The organism is Vibrio sp. 10N.286.49.C3 (genome assembly GCF_041469545.1).
Lineage (GTDB): Bacteria > Pseudomonadota > Gammaproteobacteria > Enterobacterales > Vibrionaceae > Vibrio > Vibrio tasmaniensis_A.
Genome location: NZ_JBFRKT010000055.1, coordinates 60,971 through 79,890, shown reverse-complemented (window position 1 = coordinate 79,890; position 18,920 = coordinate 60,971). Strand labels below are relative to the sequence as shown.

Here is an 18,920-nt window from a genome sequence, read left to right as displayed (position 1 = left end):
GTTATAGACCAACTAAGACTGTTATAAGCTAACCATTAGCATCTTTTTCTGATGATCCAAGTACTCTTCATAAGTACCTTGGAAGCTCACTAATTGTTGGTCTTTTACATCAATGATGTGTGTTGCTAGCGAAGAAACGAACTCACGGTCATGGCTTACAAAGATAAGCGTCCCCGTGTAAACCTTCAATGCGTCGTTCAGGGCTTGGATTGCTTCCATGTCCATGTGGTTCGTTGGTTCGTCCATCACAAGCACGTTGATGTCTTGCATCATTAGCTTGCCGAATAACAGACGGTTTTTCTCTCCACCAGAACAGTTACGAGCTTTCTTGTTCGCATCATCAGCAGTAAACAATAGACGACCTAGAATACCACGTACCATAAGGTCATCGTGCTTCACTGTGCGCCATTGTGAGATCCAATCGAAGATACTCAGGTCGTTATCAAAGTCAGACGAGCTATCTTGTGGGCAGTAGCCTACTGATGCGTTTTCAGACCATTTAACGATACCTTCGTTTTGCTCTAGCTCTTGAACTAGGCATTTCAATAGTGTTGTTTTACCCACACCGTTCTCACCGATAACAGCAAGACGTGTACCCGCTTCAAGCAGCAAGTTACCACCAGCAAACAGTGTTTCGCCATCGAAGCCGTGACCAAGCTCTTTAAGTTCAAGCGCTTGACGGTGCAGTTTCTTACCTTCACCAAAATCAATAGATGGGCTCATACGGCTTGATGACTTCACTTCATCAAGCGTGATCTTGTCCATTTTCTTAGCACGTGAACTTGCTTGCTTTGCTTTCGATGCGTTAGCACCAAAACGGTTTACGAAATCTTGAAGCTCGCTGATCTCAGCCGCTTTCTTAGCGTTGCTCGCTAGAAGTTGATCTCGAATCAAACCTGACGCTTCTAAGAAGTACTCGTAGTTACCCGGGTAAACACGTAGCTCGCCGTAGTCGATATCCGCCATATGCGTACATACAGAGTTAAGGAAGTGTCTATCGTGCGAAATGATGATCATTGTACATTTACGCAGGTTTAGCTCTTCAGCAAGCCAGTTAATCGTATGAATGTCCAAGTTGTTGGTTGGTTCATCAAGAAGCAGGATATCTGGGTTTGCAAACAGTGCCTGTGCCAATAGCACACGGAGTTTCCAACCCGGAGCAACTTGTTGCATTAGGCCGAAATGGAACTCTTCTTCGATACCCGCTTGAATTAGGATATCACCAGCACGGCTTTCTGCTGTGTAGCCATCCATTTCCGCGAATTCACTTTCAAGCTCAGCGACTTTCATACCATCGTCTTCGCTCATTTCTGGCAAAGAGTAAATACGGTCACGTTCTTGTTTTACTTCCCACAGTTTTTTGTCACCCATGATCACTACATCGATAACGCTGTACTGTTCAAAAGCGAACTGATCTTGGCTTAGCACACCCAGTTTTTCTCCAGGAGTGATCGAAACGTTGCCCGAGCTTGGCGTCAATGCGCCACTTAGGATTTTCATGAACGTTGATTTTCCGCAACCATTGGCGCCGATCAAACCATAACGGTTTCCGTTACCAAATTTAGCAGAGATGTTTTCAAACAGCGGCTCTGCGCCAAATTGCATTGTGATGTTCGCGGTAGATATCAAAGAACTAATTCCTAAGCGTGTACTGACAGATAATTATTTGGCTATTTCAATTAGCCAAAATAAGAAGTACGAAAGTATGGATTAAACATAAAACGAAGCGCGGATTATATAGAGATCAGGATCACATTGTCGAGGTTAAACAGTGAACGAATGAAGAACAACGCACAATAAAGTGTATTTCGTCGTTTATTACATCATAAAAAGAAAAAATCCCCACTAATTCCATTAGTAGGGATTCCATTTCTCATCAATAAAAGCATCATACTCTAATTCGAATAAATACCGATTGACGCTATTTAGTTATTTTTTTCTGAACGTATTTTTGACCAACATCGACAACGGCAACATCTCTAAAGAAGCTTCTCCCCAACAGAATTGGGAAAGAAAGATGCGTTCGATCTGCTAGCGTAAATTCAGTCTTATCTTTTAGATCGCCGATTTGAATTGAAGCGACAACAACAGCACGTCGTTGTGTACCTTCCGCGCTCGACTGCTTGATCTTAACCCAACGCTCTACCGGCAAGCTGATCTCTTCAGTTGTGATGCCATCATGTTCAATTTTGAACTTAACCCAATCTTTACCGTCACGTTCGAAATCAACAATATCAACGGCACTGATTGATGATGTTGTTGCACCTGTATCAACTCGTGCTTTAAACGCTTCTTTAAGACCAGGAACAAACACCCACTCCTCTTCGCCAAGAATCAGTTTGCCATCACTTGTCTTGGTTGGTTTTGCAGTCGGTTTTTGTTCAGGCTTTGGTTTCGCTTCTGGTTCCGTTGGTTTTACTTCTTGAGGCTTCTCTGTAGGTTCCGTTACTTTCTCGCCTTCCGTTGCGTCAGTCTTAGAAGAGTCATCGACAACAGGTTGTTCTACTTGAGGCTTTTGCTCTGGCTCGACAGGAACTTGAGTCGTCGTCGAACAAGCAAACAGGCCACCACTTAGCATTAAAACTACAATCGCTTTCCAATTATACATTCAGTCACCTTCTATTTTGAAACGTTGGCTATCGCTTTAGCCACATAAGGAATATGGGATTCAGAAAGGCCTGCGATATTGATGCGTCCATCACCAACACCATAGACTCCATATTCTTCACGTAGTTGATTCATTTGAGTTTCTTTAAAGCCTAGTACACTAAACATGCCTTTATGGCTTTCGATGAAGTCAAATTGTGACGTGTTGTAAGTATTTCGCAATTCATTACATAAACCTTGGCGCAGATTTAACAAACGTTGCTGCATTTCACTCAGCTCTTGTTTCCAAATCGCCGTTAGTTCTTGATTCTGAAGAATTGTTTTAACCAACGCGGCACCATGATCTGGCGGCATTGTGTAAGTTGAACGAGCCAGTGTCAGTAGCTTACCTTTAGCATTGCCTACGTGTTCACTGTTCTTACCGATAACAATCGCGGCACCCGTTCTTTCACGGTACAAACCGAAGTTTTTCGAACATGACGTCGTAATCAACATCTCTTCTACGTTGTTCGCCATATGTTGAAGACCTTTTGCGTCTTCTTCTAGGCCATCACCAAAGCCTTGGTAGGCAATATCAACAAACGGTAAGAAACCATTCTTTTGCGATAACTTAGTAATTTCCTGCCACGCTTCAAAATCAATGTCAGCACCCGTTGGGTTATGACAGCAACCGTGAAGAAGTACCACGTCTGATGGACCCGCTTTTGAAAGGTCGGCCAACATTTTAGCAGTATCAACTTGCTTCGTTTCAGGACTGAAGTAATTGTAGTATCGAACTTTTAAGCCCGCCGCTTCCATCACCGGTTTATGGTTAACGTAGCTTGGGTTTGAAATCCAAACCGTTGTGTCTGGTTGAGAGACTTTCATCAAGTCACCCAACATGCGAAGTGCACCACTTGCACCTGGTGTTTGAATCGCAGCAACGCGACCTATTGCAGAAGTCCCTTTAAGCAACAGATCAACCATGCTCTGATTAAACTCTTCACAGCCTGCTAGGCCAACATAAGCTTTGGTTTTCTGTGTTTCAACAACGATATCTTGAGCCTTAGAGACGGCTTTCATGATCGGTGTTTCACCTTGGTCGTTTTTGTAAACGCCAATGCCTAAGTCGACTTTATCAGTACGAGTATCGCCACGGTAAGCGACAGAGAGAGATAGAATTGGATCTAAAGTTGGTTTTGGTAGATGTGAAAACATGAAAGTCACAACCCTTTGAAATTCAAGTATGAGTTTCACGTTAACATTATCGTAGACAAATCAGAAACATTTTTTAATAGAAGCGCTTAGTTACCATTAGTAATTAGAAGTAATCAGAGATTGGTCATTTCAAACGGATAAACAGTGCAAATTTCAAACACCTAATAACCAATTGCACAATTCAAAGCGCTGTATGTCTAGGTATCTTATGCTTCGATGTGTCTTATGTTTCTATGCTCCCTATTAAGATCGCTCTTGGGCACTCTGTTTGAATTGTCTTGGTGTCATTCCTGACCACGCCTTAAACCGAGTGCTAAAGTTAGCGGCATTTGGATATCCGACTATCTCACCAATGTGTTGAATCGACCAATCACTCGATCTAAGTAGCCGTGCAGCGTATTCCATTCTCATACGCATGATATGAGTCATTGGGCTGTGCGAGTAATAGCGCTGACACAAACGATGGAAGTGTGGCTCTGAGCACGGGAATAAGCTCGCGAGTTCATGAACGTTCCATTCTTTATGGAGCTGCTTTTGTACATTATCGAAAACGCGTCTTAAGCGGATCAAATTGCGCGACTGTTGCTGAGGCACTGGCGCATTAATCATGAACTCTATTTGGGCAACGCTGTGAGTGGCAATCGCTCCACCTAAATCTATGGGTAAGGCAATACTTCTCAACAGAGTATGAATGCACGACGAGACGACTTCTGCCGCCGGAGACAGCGTATAACTCACCTCATCATTGACGACATTTTCCCATAGCTTGTTGGGCGAGAGAAAGATCCATGCGATCTGCCATGTTTCTTCTTCAATACCAAAACCATTCTCTATTCCTGCTGGAACAGTAATGCACGAACCCGGTTCTAAAATGTAGCGACACCCTTCGCTTTCGAGCCATCCCTTACCTCTCACGGTATACAGCAACATGTGTTTCTGTTGGTTTTTCCGATACACCGAAAAAAAATCGCGGCACGACGCCGTACCACACTGAACGATACCGAGCTCTTCAAATGCCAATACATGGCTTTGATCGACAAACTCTTGGTGCGTCTTTTCAGAGATCTCATACCTTTCTTGTTTATCACTCATATCACTGCTAACTCATTCAATTGGCCAACTTATCAAAGTGGATAGTTTGGCAAAAGTTTGTGATGAGTCTGAAGAATACAGCGAAAACAAATGCCGATAAACTTCTCGCATAATCACTACCGGGGAAATGCGATGCTCTCGACATATCGTCATTTAGACAAAGAATTTTGGCAAAAACTATTACACATCGGTTTACCAGTCTCGTTGCAAACCATGTTGTTTTCACTGCTTGGCGTGGTCGATATTTTTATGGTCAATCAGCTTGGTGATTCTGCAACCGCCGCTGTTGGTGTTGGCAACCGTATCTTCTTCTTCAACTTGATCATGGTATCGGGGATTAGTGGAGCCGTGAGCGTACTAGCTTCGCAATATTTCGGTGCCGGTGATTTCAACGGAATTCGACGCACACTAACGCAATCATGGGCACTTTCGATCTTTGCCATAATCCCCTTTGTATTCATCTATACATTGGCTCCTGAATCAGTGGTGTCTGTGGTGGCCTCAGACCCTGATTACGTCCGATTGGCAACGGATTACCTTTGGATAACAGGAGCCAGCCTTATTGGTACTGCCGTAGTTGTGCCGCTAGAGAGTGCACTTCGTTCTGTTGGCGAAGCCAAGCTGCCCACCAAAATCAGTATCTCGGCAATTATCGTCAATGCAATTCTCAACGCCCTATTGATCTTCGGCTTGTTTGGGTTTCCAGAACTGGGTGTGGTTGGTGCGGCAATTGGTACTACGGTGTCTCGATTCTTTCAAACGGTTGCCCTGCTTGCTATGGCAAAGAGACACTACACCCACCTATTTCCAACACTAAGCAATTGGCGAGATACGATATTACCGAAGCATAGAAAGAAGTTCTTTACGGTGGCTATACCTATGTTGGTTCACGACACTGCGTGGGCGGGCGGGATTCTTATTTACAACGTTATCGTTGGCCAAATGGGGGTTGGAGAACTTGCGATCATTTCCTTGTTATCGCCTGTCGAAAGCATTTTGATCTCTGCTTTTTTGGGGTTTGCGGTTGCGGCTTCCATCATTCTAGGTAACGAGATCGGTGCGAAGAACTATCAACGTGTCGAGAATACAGCTTGGGGCTATGTGTTAGTGAGTTGTGGGCTTGCTGCTTTACTGGCGTTAATGTGCTTTGTCGCCAAACCCGCGATCGTATACATGATCGGTCTTACTCACTTAGAGCTCAAAGGTACGGCCGTTAACGTTACCTTAGTAATGGCACTCGGTATGGTACTAAGAGTCTTCAATATGGTTGGTATAGGCGGAGTGCTGAAAAGTGGTGGAGACATCAACTACAGCATCTTCATCGACCTGTTTGGCCAATGGGCAATCGGTATTCCCCTTGCCTACTTTACTGCGTTGGTGTTGGGTTGGCCGCTAGAATGGGTTTTGATGATTGTGCTGCTGGAAGAGTTAGCGAAGATAGCTTTAACTAGCCAGCGGATTCACTCTAAGAAATGGATCAACAACTTAATAGAAGAGCCAGATCAGGTCGTTGCTTGAATGGTAGTTTGAGCGAATAAACGAAAAGAACTCACACCCAAGGGCCGATTGGTTGCATTGCGCTAACCATGACGCCCTTTTTCGTTTTACGAGTGTGCTAAGCCACGACGACTGTTATATGTCAGTAAATCGATGAATGATTTGGTTTGAACTGCCACGCCAATCCAACATTGGATCCGCTTTATCTTGTTCAAAGCGACCATCAATCAAAGTATCGACGTATTCAAGCACTTGCTTCTGCTTTTCATCCAGTTCGTCGAGCTCGTAACCCGTCCACATCCAGATATCTTTACCTTCGCACTCCGCTTTTACACGCTGAACGAGCTTAAGCACTTCAGACACGTTTGCAGGATGCAGAGGATCACCACCAGAAAGCGACAAGCCACGACGCTTGATTCGCGGATCGTTCAGATCAGCGATAATGTGGTCTTGCAGTTCTTGAGTGAACAAGTGCCCTGAGTCCAACCTTTGCGTCGATTGGTTATAACACCCGCGACACTGGTGCACACAACCCGACACAAACAAAGTGCAGCGTGTTCCCGGGCCGTTTACAACGTCGATTGGGTGATATTGATGGTAGTTCATAAAGCAGTTTTGAAAACTCGTTATTGCTTAATAGTTTGAAGCGAAATGCTGTAAGATCTTAAATAAAAGAATTGGTATCGACATAGCGCCGATACCAATCTTGTTTCTTGAAACGTAGCTCTTCTTAGTAAGCTAGCTAATGATCTTAGAGCTTACTAAAGGTGCTTCACGCGGCGTTTAACTTCTTCTTGCTTACCGAAGTTAAATGGTCGTGCATCTGGGCTACCAAGGTAACCACAAACGCGGCGCGTTACCGACACTTTGGTTGAGTCATGGTTACCACACTTAGGACACGTAAAGCCTTTACTTGTACAGTCGAACTCACCGTTGTAGCCACATTCGTAGCACTCATCAATTGGCGTGTTGGTGCCGTAGTAAGGAACACGTGTGTAGCTGTAGTCCCATACGTTTTCTAGCGCTTCGATGTTCTTCTGCATGTTCGGGAATTCGCCGTAACAGATGAAACCACCGCTAGAGATTTCTGGATAAGGCATCTCGAAATCGATCTTGTCGTATGGGTTCACTTTCTTCTGTACGTCTAAGTGGAAGCTGTTTGTGTAGTAGCCACGGTCAGTTACACCATCAATTACACCAAACTCTTTGGTATCTATGCTACAGAAACGGCTGCATAGGTTTTCACTTGGTGTACCGTATAAGCTGAACGCGTAACCTGTCTCTTTTGTCCAAGATTCCACTTCACGCTTCATGTACTCCACCAGCTCAAGCGCTTTAGCACGCATTTCGCCGTCGTCATACAGGTGAACGTCTGTGCCGTAAAGTGCTGTCATTGCTTCATGGATGCCAATGTAACCAAGAGAAACAGACGCACGGCCATTCTTGAAGATATCGGCAATAGAATCGTCTGCTTTCAAACGAACGCCACAGGCACCTTCCATGTATAGGATTGGAGCAACACGCGCTTTCACGTTTTCTAGACGCGAAATACGAGTTTCTAGAGCGCGACGAGCTAGCTTCAATTTTTCATCAAGCAGTTCGTAGAACTTAGCCATATCTTGTTTTGCGTTAATAGCAATACGTGGCAAGTTCAAGCTAACAACACCTAAGTTGTTACGGCCTTCATGAATCAACTCACCGTTTTCTTCGTAAGTATTCAAGAAGCTACGGCAGCCCATAGGCGTTTTAAATGACCCTGTCACTTCTACCACTTTGCCGTAGTTAAGAATGTCTGGGTACATACGCTTAGATGCACACTCAAGCGCTAATTGCTTGATATCGTAGTTTGGATCTTGTTTCTGGTGGTTCAAACCATCTTTGATTGCAAAGACCAGTTTAGGGAACACGGCTGTTTTGCGGTTCTTACCCAAACCTGCGATGCGGTTTTTCAAGATAGATTGCTGGATAAGTTTTGAACCCCAGCTTTCACCAAGACCGAAACCAAACGTGACGAATGGTGTTTGTCCGTTATGTATTATAGTAAGTAGCTCTCACGAATTTAATAAAAAAATCATTTAGTTGATCTTTAAATTACAGTGAGTTAACGTTATATACATACAAGTTTAAGGGTTATACAAACTCTCATGAAATTAAAGAATCTTACATACGAAACTAAACATCAAAAGTCTTTTGTAGACTCTTGTTTAATCGAGACCACTACTCATCACCTATATAGGGTTAGTAACGGTTCCGAGGTCGATGAGTTTCGTGCATATGAGGAGGAAATGGATCGCCTAGCAGAGACCACCACTAAAAAGCAAAACCTGAGTGCAAACACACTAGCTACGTATCGAAATCCTGTGATTAAATTTATCGACTATTTACATGAAGCAGGAGTGATGGGAACAGACACCCCCTTGAATCTGCATCATGCACATAGGATGGTCACGAGCTATCCCGCATACATTCAAAAAACAGTTCCAATTAACGCCTCTCATGAGCTTCAGACGATAAGAGCACTGATGGACGGATATCGCCCCAAGCTTGGGAATGATTCAGTTAATGTGCATTTAAATGCGATCGAGCACTATATCAATATCTCTGAGCGGTATGGCAGAGCGGTACATGACAGACTCATTCGATCCATGGGAATCTCACCGTCAGAGTCTGAGTACCAACCAATATTCAAACAGGTTTGGAACTCTACCGAGATATCACAGGCACAAAAGCTATTTTGGCAGAAATACACAGCACTGGGAGGAATTCTAGGTTTACAAAATATGCATGGTGAAACAAGTCAGGTATTTTCGCGCCTGCCCTCTGAAGACTCCCCTGTCAGAGATAAGATCGCAATCACACAGGAGCAAATAGAGTCATTTCTCAATCAGGAGTCGCTTTCAGATCGTGATCGCACCCTATTCGCATTAGCTTTCGCAGGGGGCTTGCGTATCAGTGAGGCATTAATACTCCAGCTCAAACACATCGATTTCACGCAACGAAGAATATTCTTGACCAAAAATATTTCTAAGCGAGGTCTAACCACAGAGGAACAAATGCTATGTTCAGCATGGAAAGGCCGTAATACTTTGAACAATGAGGTACACCTGTTTGGTGTAGCTGAAGAGATATTTTGGAAATCACTAGATAAGCTGCTAGTGAATATGGTCACTGATTATAGTCACGATTTTTTGTTCACCTATGAAAAAAACATAAACAAGGGACGGCCGTATCTTCTGACTCAACGTGCCGACAAAAAACGTAGCCACTCCAATATCGTCAAGCGTTTTAAAAAAGGCTTAATGGCAATTGGAATTTCAAAGAACTCACTTCACGGGCCGCATTTCGCTCGTCATGCTCTGGTCTTCTATCTACATAAAGAGTGCCCACGTCTAACCGAGGATGGAGAGTTAGAATTTGGTTATGAGATACCAGATGTCAGTAACCTGATAGGTCATGTCAACTACACCAGTACCGTAAAATACAAACGCGATGACTCTGAGAAACTGGGTCGCCAACACAAATTATCTCGTGATATCACACGCCTTAACCTCGACGATCAAAAGGCTAAGTTGTTAACGGAACATCATGCATTGCTCGAAAAAGCAAAAAAAGTCAATGAGATGCTAATGAAATTGGAGGCACACTAATAATGATATTCAACACTACTAGTTCCGCCTACTACCCGTCAGGTAAAGAAAAAGCAGATAGACGCTGTACTGAAATAGCCCTCCAACTAGGGGGACAGATCTCAACGTTTTTTTCCAATGTAGGTGTTGAAAAAAATTTTTGTGTTCCAGAGATGGATATCCTGAATCGCAGCTCCAATCTCAGCATAGGTAAGGCTGATGTGCGTTGTGTGATATGTGAGATAGCAGCAAACATCTCTGATACAGAAACTCTACTGAATATTGCATCTCATACAGCCAGCGCTGCCAATTTCACTACCAGAAAGGCCCATGCACGAAAACCTGACTATAAGGGTTATCACGGAGCAGTAGAGTTCGTTAATCAAATAGAAAAATTATTCCTATCAATAGGAATTGAGTCGGTACAAATCAGTAAAGGTGTCTACCAAACCGTCATCCTATATTCCAGATTGATTCTTATTAAGCTTTGGAGAGAGGGCTTGGTAGTCCTTCCAATTACTGTCAACTTGGAATTAAGTTCCGAAAAGTTTGGCGAGTTTAGTAAGTTCAAATCTTTTAACCATCTTTCTCGCCCCCCTATGTTTGGCGCGTCTGACGAATACTGTGAAAATCTGCAACTTGAGTTTACGGAACTGATTAATGACATAGGTAATGCTCCTTCGTTGGAAGTAACATTGTTGGAACGAGAGGATGGAAAGTGCTATGACAAATTAGCAGGCATCCTCTACTGTAGCACACTACACACACAAGAAGACGTAACTGTAAGTTCCTACGACGACCTAACACGTCTATTCTGTCTGTACGATACGTATGATTCCCAAAAGCCGTGTGACGCACACACACTAAAGGAATTGTCGAACAACACAATGCCATTCAAAGGTGCAAAAGCGGCGTTTAATGAGTTCAGAACAGCCGCCTCAAGATTGGGCTGTCATAAACGGGAGAGTCTATCTGGTCATACTCACGCCATTACTAATGCCTATAGATCTGAACTGCTCCAACTCAACACCGCTACACAATTCAACCTTGAAGAGGTTATGTACGAACAGGATGAAGAAGCACTTTTTGAGTTCTTCGCTGACAATGACTACCAATCAACTCAGGAGTTTTATAATCGTGGTTTGATTCATGAGCCTGACCACACTAATTGGGATGTGTACAAGGACAAGCACCTCAGCTCAATGACTGCAAGCTCTTCTAGTAACCCTAAGTGGGGTTGGAATGTAATCTACCAGTACCTTGGGTACATATCCTGCTGGTGCGCGATGTATCCAGAACAGGCTAAAAACGAAGCTATATCCACACCTACGACACTAAGAGAATTAGATAGGGAGACGTTCGTAATTCGCTCGTTTTCCAATCAGGACATCGACACAGACCAATGGCCTCGCACATTAGGGGAGTTTTTACTGCGCAAGTCGGTTTCAGTTGCTACATGGGTTAAAGCAGCCATAAACTCTGTTGAAACCAATTTTCGTTTTGACAACGAACACGTAAGCTCCATTGGTAAGCTCTTACAACCTAAGGAGTTCACTAATGCATGGCATAAGTCGCAACGTGGTATCAAACTCGGTTCTCTGAGCGAGTCAGTGAAGAATGTATTTACACGGGATGAATACGCAGTATCTCTGCAAGTAGGCTACGCCCTAGAAAAATTTGGCTCATACCTGCAAGAGCGAATTCTCGAAGGTTATACCCCTGAACTGCTAGGTTTCAGATCCGTAAATTCCTACCATACTGACAACCCATTTAGGCTGATTGAAATTGGGGCTAAAATTACTGCGCCTGTTGGAATATTGAGATATCAATTACACAACTCCCCTTTAAGCGGTGATATTGCTGAGAGTAAGCCTTTAGCCAATATTTTCCACTGGGCAGTGCCATTGGAGCACTATCATGACTCTCTTCGTGTTGGAGAGAACAATAATAAAGCGCTAAGAAGAGCTGTTTACTCTCATGATTGTGCAGGATTTTCCCCAATCGTTTGGTACGTCGATGATCAACTGAAATACTCCTACAAGCGGCTGGACGCAACCTCGAAAATCATTGAGAACCCATTTTCGATGACTAAGTATGGAACCATAGATACGGATAAGGCGCAGTTAGTCACTCCATTACTTGGGCCAATCAGGGGTATTATTGTAGCTCTTGAACAAGGAATACGACACAAACATATCCGCTACCTAGACAAACGTCATTTCGACAAATATGTAGATGATGCAAATGAGGACGGTATTGTTCAGCTATTGGTAAGCACTGATAAAAGTCGTCGCAAACCATGGAAAGCCAGTTCTCATATTGATGTTATAGCAATGCTAAGAGCAGAAAGAGAATTTCAAAATTTGAGAACAGATGTTGACCACCTAGTACCTTATGATGACGAGAAAGAGATAGACGTCCTTTTTCGCAACGCACCAGGAGAGGCATTTTCAGAACTGGTATGGAGCGACATTTGGAAAATATTCCTTACGATTTCTCAAGGTATTATCAATAGCTCCTTCACTGATATGATGGAAAGTTGTGAGTTTGTTAAAATGGTGCCTCTATCCGCTAAAGACTCTATGACAGCACAAACAGTAGAGAGAACCATCACTGCTGATAGTGAATTCGTCACGCGAGCTAAGGTTTCAGGTAAAAATCGAACTCTTGGATTTGATGCTGATGGGCATCGTGTGAAATTGTTGGCGATACTAACTCCTCACTCATCTCGAACGACCTACGTTAGCCACAGGGTTGGTTATATACCTATAGAGACTGTCAGTAAAAACATCGGTCACATGCAAATCAGTACAACCGCCTATTACAACAGGGAGACTGAAGAGGATCGAGCACGTAAGGTCGGGGAGTATCGTAGAGCCAACCTAATGGTAGTGCGCGGTAACAAAAACAAGGATGAGATAATGCCTATGTGCACTAGTGATGTTTCACAGGAGCAGGTTCGGGAATCGTTCAAGCAGAACCCCAGAGAGACGATGAGCCTGTACGGTTTCACATCGATTCCAATTGTTACTGTTGACGATGATGGTGATGAAATCATTAAAGATACTGGTATGGATCTGGTTGCCTCCACTCCTTTATCCATGATCGCATTTTCATCAACCCATATCTGTGTTCACAATATGGAATGCCCCTCAGAAATCATAGCTGAAAATGGTGGTTATCAACGATGCGGCGTTTGTCGAATAAAGATCTGCCATGTAGATAACCTGATTTCTATTTCAAGGATGGTGCAACGACTTGAGTTAGATTTGAAGACTAATGTGACATCACTGATTAACTTAAACCGAAACAAAGTTGCTGACGAAACTGTACATAAAGTCGAAGTGGCTCAGCTAAAACGCAACGAATCTGTTTTAAAGTCAGAGCTACTCGGTTGGCAGGCAGCTCTGAGGATTGTTGAGCAAACACGGATCAGTCTGCTAGGCAAAAAGAATACTAATAAGTTTGTTGTACCTGCCCCTCGCCTGCTCAAAGAATCAATATCATGCGAAACATTGAAAATGTCTTTAGCTGAGTTGTTACTCAACCATATGACCAGTATGAGTGACGTGCCTTCACTGAATAGCCCTGAAATCCAAAAAACTGTAGCCAGGATTGAGAAGAAAATCCTAAACGATTCTAAGAACGCTAGTGATGAGATCATGAAAAAGGTTGAAGCCTGTTTCGTAAATGATTCCTTAGACCCTCGACATATTATGTCCCCAATCATGAGTATGCTAGACGCGAATATTATTACCAAATCTCAGATTCTGGATGTTATCGAGAGTGATTTATCAAACACTCAACCTCTAATGAGAAGTCCCCTACAAAACAATGTAACAAAGGCGTTATCTAATGGTTAACAAAAGGACACAATCCCTGAAAGGGCGAATCGAGTTGGTTACTAAAACTCTAGATACATACATCGCAACGCCTGGTCTCAAGGCTGGTATTTCTAATATGGATCAGCTTGCAAAAAAATTGGAGCGGGATACAGGGATTGGTTATTCCACTCTTCTAAAAAGTGAGGATAAGGGTGGATACTACCGAGGATACCTTGAGACCGCCTTGATAAAAGTCGCGCCTAGCACGAATAGCCTTGGCTCCCTAGCAGAACCTCAGCCTAAAAACTGGGTACATCAAGAGGCTATCTATAGGTCAAAGATTGGGCTTCTAAATAACGAGATAAAAAAGCTGAAAATTGAACTAAGGCAGGCAGAACTTGCTATTTCTGATGCATCGAACTCACAACTGACGCTACAAGATGCAACTGAGATCAGACAAGCTGACATTAATGTCGAGAAACTATGTAGAGCGTTAGCTCGAATTCTTGATCACGAGGATGTAGGGCTAGACCTGATGCCAGATGGGCGAATTGAATATTTTGGTGAAACCCTAGTCAATTCAGAGCAGACACAGCCATATCTAGCATGGCAGGCACGAACCACACCCACCTCACACAGGGGTTAAATTGTTATGGAGATAGAACCTATTAAATTAACCCCTGAACAAGAACAACTGAAAGGTACTGCTAAATCTGCTCTATACGTCGAATGCTATAAACTAGTTATTAGCCAGATGCAGGAGAAGGGAATCAGATTTCCACGAGACGAGCGTGGCACGAACGAGCTAGGAATCAATGCCAGTAAATTAGCTAGATGGTGTGCGTTCAAGGATCGTGCAACTCTGTACAAAAACTCTGTAATTAGGAATGCGCTTCCCAGAGATGTGAAAAATATCGGTATTGAGGACTCTCAGCCAAGATCCATAACTGAGAAAAAACGAGATGACCTAGTTGCCAGTCAGCAGTGCGATATTAACGAACAAGGTCAATTAATCGTAACGCTTAACGCTCAAATTCAAACACTGGAACAGAAGCTGAAAATAGAAGTTGATGAACGGAATGCACGGATACATGAGTTGGAACTGAAGTTGGCTGCCTCAAAACAATCTGTTGATGACCATATTAGGTGTCATGCGGAGCAGGTTAGAAACTCTATCCTCAGTGGGGGGCGAACATTTGACCGAACTTAGATTATTAGTTACCAGTGTACATCCTCTGCTAAACGCATACATTGTTTATGGTAACTGTATCAATACTAGCAAGCGATTGTCAGTTCATATCAAAAAGGCTTTCGCGTATAAGGCTCCGAGCGAAGCGGAAGTGTGGCTATTTTCATGTACCAATCAAAAGGAATTGATTAATTATCGCCCACAACATCATGCAACCTCAGGTAAATTATTACTTGTCTCATTCGATGTAGAGGGGGAGCTTGCGCTCTTCGAGCGAGCATTAAAACAATATGAACTGCCAACTCTAACTAAAAAGCTATTCCTCGGACATCCAGAGTTCCGAGGTATCGGATGTGGCAAGTCTCGCATTATGAAGGCGATTAAAAGAGTAGGCTCTGCAAGGCAATTTCTGAATGAGTTAAAAAATGGAAATCTCGCTGCTCTCGTTGATGCATTCAACAGCATTGAACGTGGCATGGCGTTTTTAACAGCATACCAAAATGTACATGCTGAGTTTGAGTCTATTGAATTCATCGACCAGGCTGGTTATGACAAACGAACAGCACATCGGCTATTCAGGCTGTTAGGTCGCTCAACAAAGAGCTTGTTAACAAGTAACCCTTATGCTCCTATACGCATGGGAACCCGCTTTAATAATGCATGGGGCGTTGCTGAACGACTAAGAAAGACGAGCAAAATTAATATTCCTGACGACTCCCCTGTTCGGTTGATTGGTGCTATTGACTGCGTGGTGTATCGCGCACTGAAGCAAAACCATACAGCTATCACTAAGGAGAAGTTTAGGGTGGCCCTTTCATCGTTGATTGGTGAGAGCTTGATTGATATTGCGATTGATACGGGTCTTTCACTAACAGCCATATGCAGAACGAATAGAGGCGACTATCAGGGCGTTGGGCTAGCAAATCTGGAGAGTATAGTCGAAAGATCAATGGCATCAAAAATCGCCACCTCTAGGGAAGGTAAATTACCTAGTGGACGCATATTTTCTCTCATTAATGAATTTGACGAATACTCATCAAGGGTGAATGGGTTTTACCTCACCGAAGAGCAAAAAAAACTCGCTTTCAATACCCTGACCAATGACCTGTCAATCGCGCAGGGTGAAGGCGGTACAGGTAAAAGCACAGCTATGGCATGTGTTAAGTACGTATGTAACCGTTTAGACCGACCTGCATATTTTGTGGCAGTAGCAGGCATAGCTAAGAAAAGAGTTAATGATGAATTAGAACGAATGTGCGTTATCCGAAAACAAAACACAAACCTTTTCGGCGAGAGCGAATATGAGGTCTGTAGCTATACGGTTAGAGGGTTAATTCGACAGATCGAACTAACCTTAAATAGCCCTGACATCAAAGGGGCAATACAGCTTAACGATAATCCACTAATTGTTTTTGATGAGTCGTCAATGCTTGATTTATCCCTTGTGGTAGAGTTTTTGTCACTTCTCGATAAGCACGCTTCTAGATATAGCATTTCAATGGTTGGAGACATTGCTCAAATAGCCCCTGTCGGGTTTGGAGTAGTTTGGCAGCATGTTGTCAGTCTTGGTGCATTAAATGCCGATACAGTGCCTTACTGCGAGCTTAAACGAGTTCACAGGCAAGGAGCTGGCAACCCAATCAAAGAAGTTGCAACATTGGTGCGAACTGTGGGTCACTCAATGAAATCAGAGTGGAGCAACAGAACACATGAGTTTTCAAACAATCCTTTATCCGAGCTAAGAGACCTGAGTTCTTTTTCTGGTCAGGCTGGCGTGTACTATTCGCAAATTAGTGACTCACAAATTATCCAAAACGCTTATTCATTATCTAAGCAACTAGGCTTAGATAAATCGCAAGTTATCACGCCTTACTCTAATGCTGATAACCCATTATCGACAGTGTCCATCAACAGCCATTTTATAGCAAACGAGCGATACAGTAGTAGTTCTGATACCCTGTGGGGGTTTGCCAAAGGTGATCGCGTTATTGCCACTCAGAACTTCGCATCTCTTGACCTATACAACGGTGATATGGCAACTGTCGCTGATATTGTCTACTTACAAGAAGATGCAGGTGAAAACATACAAAAGAAGTTAGTCTGCCAGTTTGCTGAAAAGACAGTCTATATCGATGAAGGTGCATGTTTTGATACTGGGTTAGTACATTGTTACGGTATCACAATTCATAAAGCCCAAGGCTCTGAGTTTGCATATACTATCGTTCTACTACCTAGTTCTACCTCCACATCATTTGTGGAGAACAGCATGATTTATACGGCATTAACACGTTCAAAAACGGCTACTATTTTTATCGGAGATACGGATACCCTTAAAAGAGCCATTAACGATAAGCCAGCCTATAAAAAAATTTGCACTGGGTTTGACCTTGAGCCAGAGTGCCATTTTCTAGATGCTTGATGAATAAGTACCCATTACTCCTGCGCTTTTAAGCTAACGGCGCTTTTCAAGGTAGTTGTCATTATTTGCTTGCTTATTAAGCAGGTTTTCTTTCTGGGTTTTAGTGAACCTCACCAACAGCTTCATAGTTTCTTAGAGCACTTGCCTATCGTTCAGGATTTCGCTGTTTTGCAGCGAGCCATGCCTCCGCACGTTGACTCTGTGAAGACGTGACATAATTTATGTTTGCTGTACTAGCGAAGGAGGCTTCAACCCATTTTCGGCCCGCACGCAATGTACTTTGCGTGCGGGACAACGACTCGACATACGGGTTATCATCACCGACTTTGGGGCTGCTATACTATGAGATAATGCCTAGCTCATCCATCTTCTCTTTGAACCTGAGCGACTTCAAAGGCGCACCGTTACGGTGTTTTTATATTTAGACTGCAATATCCGCTATTTTTGCAATCTCGACCGCAACTTTGCCCAAAGCATGTATACGTGCTTTCAATTCAGCCTGACTAAGGTTTTGTTGGGATGCCCTGAGCACGACAGCTTTTAATTTTTCGTACTCCACAATATTGACTGCTGTATGTATATTTTTAAGTTCTGTGATTGACAATCCAGATAGCTTAGTTAACTCCGCCCCATACCTACCATTGAAGGTAGCTTCTATAGTTTCAAAATCGTCGCTGAGTAATTTATCTAGATCTTCTAGGCTGCTCATACTTAATCCTTTATTGTTTGAAGTTCAGTTTATCGATTGAGTCTTGAAGCTTTGCTCGCGCACCTTCAACACCACCTATTCCATTCAATTCTGTCTCACTTTTTTTCGAAAGTTCAGCTATCTCATTAGAGGCTTTAGATAACTTTGTCGCAATATACCCACCAACATCAGATTCAATACCAATCTCACTCAACAACTCATTTTGAGCGTCATGGACTTGAGCTATTGAAGCCAAATGCCCCGTAACAATTGAGTTAGCTTGATGAATAGCTAAGTAAGAGCGATTAGTAGAAGCCAAGAGTTCTCTCTCTTGTGCATTTAAATTATCGAGCAATTGCTTGCGCTGCCTATCTACTGACTTAGTCACATTTATTACAAGAATTTCCATAGCATCTATAGCCTGTTCTTGTTGTTCTGAACTTGCATCAGTGGATAGCCCATTAGAGATCATCCGTATAAACGAGGTATGGCCATTTTGTAGCCTAGTACGATCTTTTTTTATCGATTCTCGGATGGCATAGGGTGTATAGACATTATCTATAAACTCATTCACATCATATCTCATTCGTGAGTACAAAATACTAATGGTTTGAACGTGAGATTTATGCATTTTTTCTATGTCACGCCCAACTGTCGCAGAAAGCTCGACAGACTGAGTTGGAACTTGGGAACATCCACCAAGTACTCCGAGCAGAACTAATAAAAGTGTGCGCATCTAATCATTTCCATATATTGAGTGATTAATTCAATTGATTAATTG

At 43.0% G+C, this 18,920-nt stretch carries 13 protein-coding genes and 1 pseudogene; 6 read left to right on the top strand and 8 right to left on the bottom strand.

Features of this window, described 5'->3' with window-relative positions:
- Window positions 1-21: 21 nt before the first annotated feature.
- The 4 genes from AB4180_RS19990 to AB4180_RS19975 all read right to left on the bottom strand — a co-directional run bounded on the left by AB4180_RS19990 (window position 22) and on the right by AB4180_RS19975 (window position 4,896).
- Window positions 22-1,629: an ABC-F family ATPase gene (locus tag AB4180_RS19990; protein WP_102249596.1), complete on the bottom strand. Its 1,608-nt coding sequence runs from the start codon at window positions 1,627-1,629 to the stop codon at window positions 22-24.
- A 292-nt stretch (window positions 1,630-1,921) separates the two neighbouring features.
- The gene (locus tag AB4180_RS19985; RefSeq protein ID WP_102249597.1) at window positions 1,922-2,608 is read right to left on the bottom strand and encodes a RimK/LysX family protein; all 687 of its coding nucleotides are present in this window, start codon (window positions 2,606-2,608) and stop codon (window positions 1,922-1,924) included.
- Window positions 2,609-2,619: 11 nt separating this feature from the next.
- Window positions 2,620-3,804, bottom strand: a complete 1,185-nt coding sequence (locus AB4180_RS19980) for an amino acid aminotransferase (protein WP_102249598.1) — start codon at window positions 3,802-3,804, stop codon at window positions 2,620-2,622.
- 243 nt (window positions 3,805-4,047) lie between these two features.
- Window positions 4,048-4,896: an AraC family transcriptional regulator gene (locus AB4180_RS19975; protein ID WP_102249599.1), complete on the bottom strand. Its 849-nt coding sequence runs from the start codon at window positions 4,894-4,896 to the stop codon at window positions 4,048-4,050.
- A gap of 90 nt (window positions 4,897-4,986) precedes the next feature.
- Here AB4180_RS19975 and AB4180_RS19970 point away from each other — a divergent pair, with 90 nt between their 5' ends.
- Window positions 4,987-6,414: an MATE family efflux transporter gene (locus tag AB4180_RS19970; protein ID WP_102249600.1), complete on the top strand. Its 1,428-nt coding sequence runs from the start codon at window positions 4,987-4,989 to the stop codon at window positions 6,412-6,414.
- A 114-nt stretch (window positions 6,415-6,528) separates the two neighbouring features.
- Here AB4180_RS19970 and nrdG read toward each other — a convergent pair whose 3' ends face one another.
- Together nrdG and nrdD are read right to left on the bottom strand one after the other, a co-directional pair.
- Window positions 6,529-6,999 (bottom strand): anaerobic ribonucleoside-triphosphate reductase-activating protein, encoded by a 471-nt coding sequence (nrdG, locus tag AB4180_RS19965; protein ID WP_012600613.1) that lies wholly within the window; start codon window positions 6,997-6,999, stop codon window positions 6,529-6,531.
- Between the two features lie 155 nt (window positions 7,000-7,154).
- Window positions 7,155-8,423, bottom strand: a pseudogene (gene nrdD / locus AB4180_RS19960) (anaerobic ribonucleoside-triphosphate reductase); the annotation flags it as partial.
- A gap of 255 nt (window positions 8,424-8,678) precedes the next feature.
- Here nrdD and AB4180_RS19955 point away from each other — a divergent pair.
- Genes AB4180_RS19955 through AB4180_RS19935 form a run of 5 tightly spaced genes read left to right on the top strand, consistent with a single transcriptional unit; the run spans window position 8,679 to window position 17,451 of the window.
- Complete coding sequence (locus AB4180_RS19955) at window positions 8,679-10,040, top strand: site-specific integrase (protein ID WP_157936319.1); 1,362 nt, start codon at window positions 8,679-8,681, stop codon at window positions 10,038-10,040.
- A gap of 2 nt (window positions 10,041-10,042) precedes the next feature.
- Window positions 10,043-13,882 carry a hypothetical protein gene (locus AB4180_RS19950; RefSeq protein ID WP_017098259.1) on the top strand — a complete coding sequence of 1,280 codons (3,840 nt, stop codon included), beginning with the start codon at window positions 10,043-10,045 and terminating at the stop codon, window positions 13,880-13,882.
- Window positions 13,875-14,489 (top strand): hypothetical protein, encoded by a 615-nt coding sequence (locus AB4180_RS19945; protein WP_017098258.1) that lies wholly within the window; start codon window positions 13,875-13,877, stop codon window positions 14,487-14,489. Before AB4180_RS19950 ends, AB4180_RS19945 begins: the two co-directional genes overlap by 8 nt.
- Before the next feature lie 6 nt (window positions 14,490-14,495).
- Window positions 14,496-15,053, top strand: a complete 558-nt coding sequence (locus AB4180_RS19940; RefSeq protein ID WP_017098257.1) for a hypothetical protein — start codon at window positions 14,496-14,498, stop codon at window positions 15,051-15,053.
- Complete coding sequence (locus tag AB4180_RS19935) at window positions 15,040-17,451, top strand: AAA family ATPase (RefSeq protein WP_158008818.1); 2,412 nt, start codon at window positions 15,040-15,042, stop codon at window positions 17,449-17,451. The genes AB4180_RS19940 and AB4180_RS19935 overlap by 14 nt, the downstream gene beginning before the upstream one ends.
- A gap of 421 nt (window positions 17,452-17,872) precedes the next feature.
- On the opposite strand, the gene AB4180_RS19930 is transcribed toward AB4180_RS19935, so the two are convergent.
- Together AB4180_RS19930 and AB4180_RS19925 are read right to left on the bottom strand one after the other, a co-directional pair.
- On the bottom strand, window positions 17,873-18,160 hold the full coding sequence (locus AB4180_RS19930) for a hypothetical protein (RefSeq protein ID WP_017097606.1): 288 nt from the start codon (window positions 18,158-18,160) through the stop codon (window positions 17,873-17,875).
- Between the two features lie 10 nt (window positions 18,161-18,170).
- A complete protein-coding gene (locus tag AB4180_RS19925) occupies window positions 18,171-18,875 on the bottom strand; it encodes a hypothetical protein (RefSeq protein ID WP_017097607.1) in 705 nt (234 codons plus the stop codon).
- Window positions 18,876-18,920 lie beyond the last annotated feature (45 nt).

Coding starts and splice junctions, on each gene's coding strand:
- AB4180_RS19980 (WP_102249598.1), bottom strand. CDS start 3,804: ATGTTTTCACATCTACCAAAACCAACTTTAGATCCAATTCTATCTCTC.
- AB4180_RS19955 (WP_157936319.1), top strand. CDS start 8,679: ATGGATCGCCTAGCAGAGACCACCACTAAAAAGCAAAACCTGAGTGCA.
- nrdG (WP_012600613.1), bottom strand. CDS start 6,999: ATGAACTACCATCAATATCACCCAATCGACGTTGTAAACGGCCCGGGA.
- AB4180_RS19950 (WP_017098259.1), top strand. CDS start 10,043: ATGATATTCAACACTACTAGTTCCGCCTACTACCCGTCAGGTAAAGAA.
- AB4180_RS19930 (WP_017097606.1), bottom strand. CDS start 18,160: ATGAGCAGCCTAGAAGATCTAGATAAATTACTCAGCGACGATTTTGAA.
- AB4180_RS19985 (WP_102249597.1), bottom strand. CDS start 2,608: ATGTATAATTGGAAAGCGATTGTAGTTTTAATGCTAAGTGGTGGCCTG.
- AB4180_RS19925 (WP_017097607.1), bottom strand. CDS start 18,875: ATGCGCACACTTTTATTAGTTCTGCTCGGAGTACTTGGTGGATGTTCC.
- AB4180_RS19945 (WP_017098258.1), top strand. CDS start 13,875: ATGGTTAACAAAAGGACACAATCCCTGAAAGGGCGAATCGAGTTGGTT.
- AB4180_RS19940 (WP_017098257.1), top strand. CDS start 14,496: ATGGAGATAGAACCTATTAAATTAACCCCTGAACAAGAACAACTGAAA.
- AB4180_RS19970 (WP_102249600.1), top strand. CDS start 4,987: ATGCCGATAAACTTCTCGCATAATCACTACCGGGGAAATGCGATGCTC.
- AB4180_RS19975 (WP_102249599.1), bottom strand. CDS start 4,896: ATGAGTGATAAACAAGAAAGGTATGAGATCTCTGAAAAGACGCACCAA.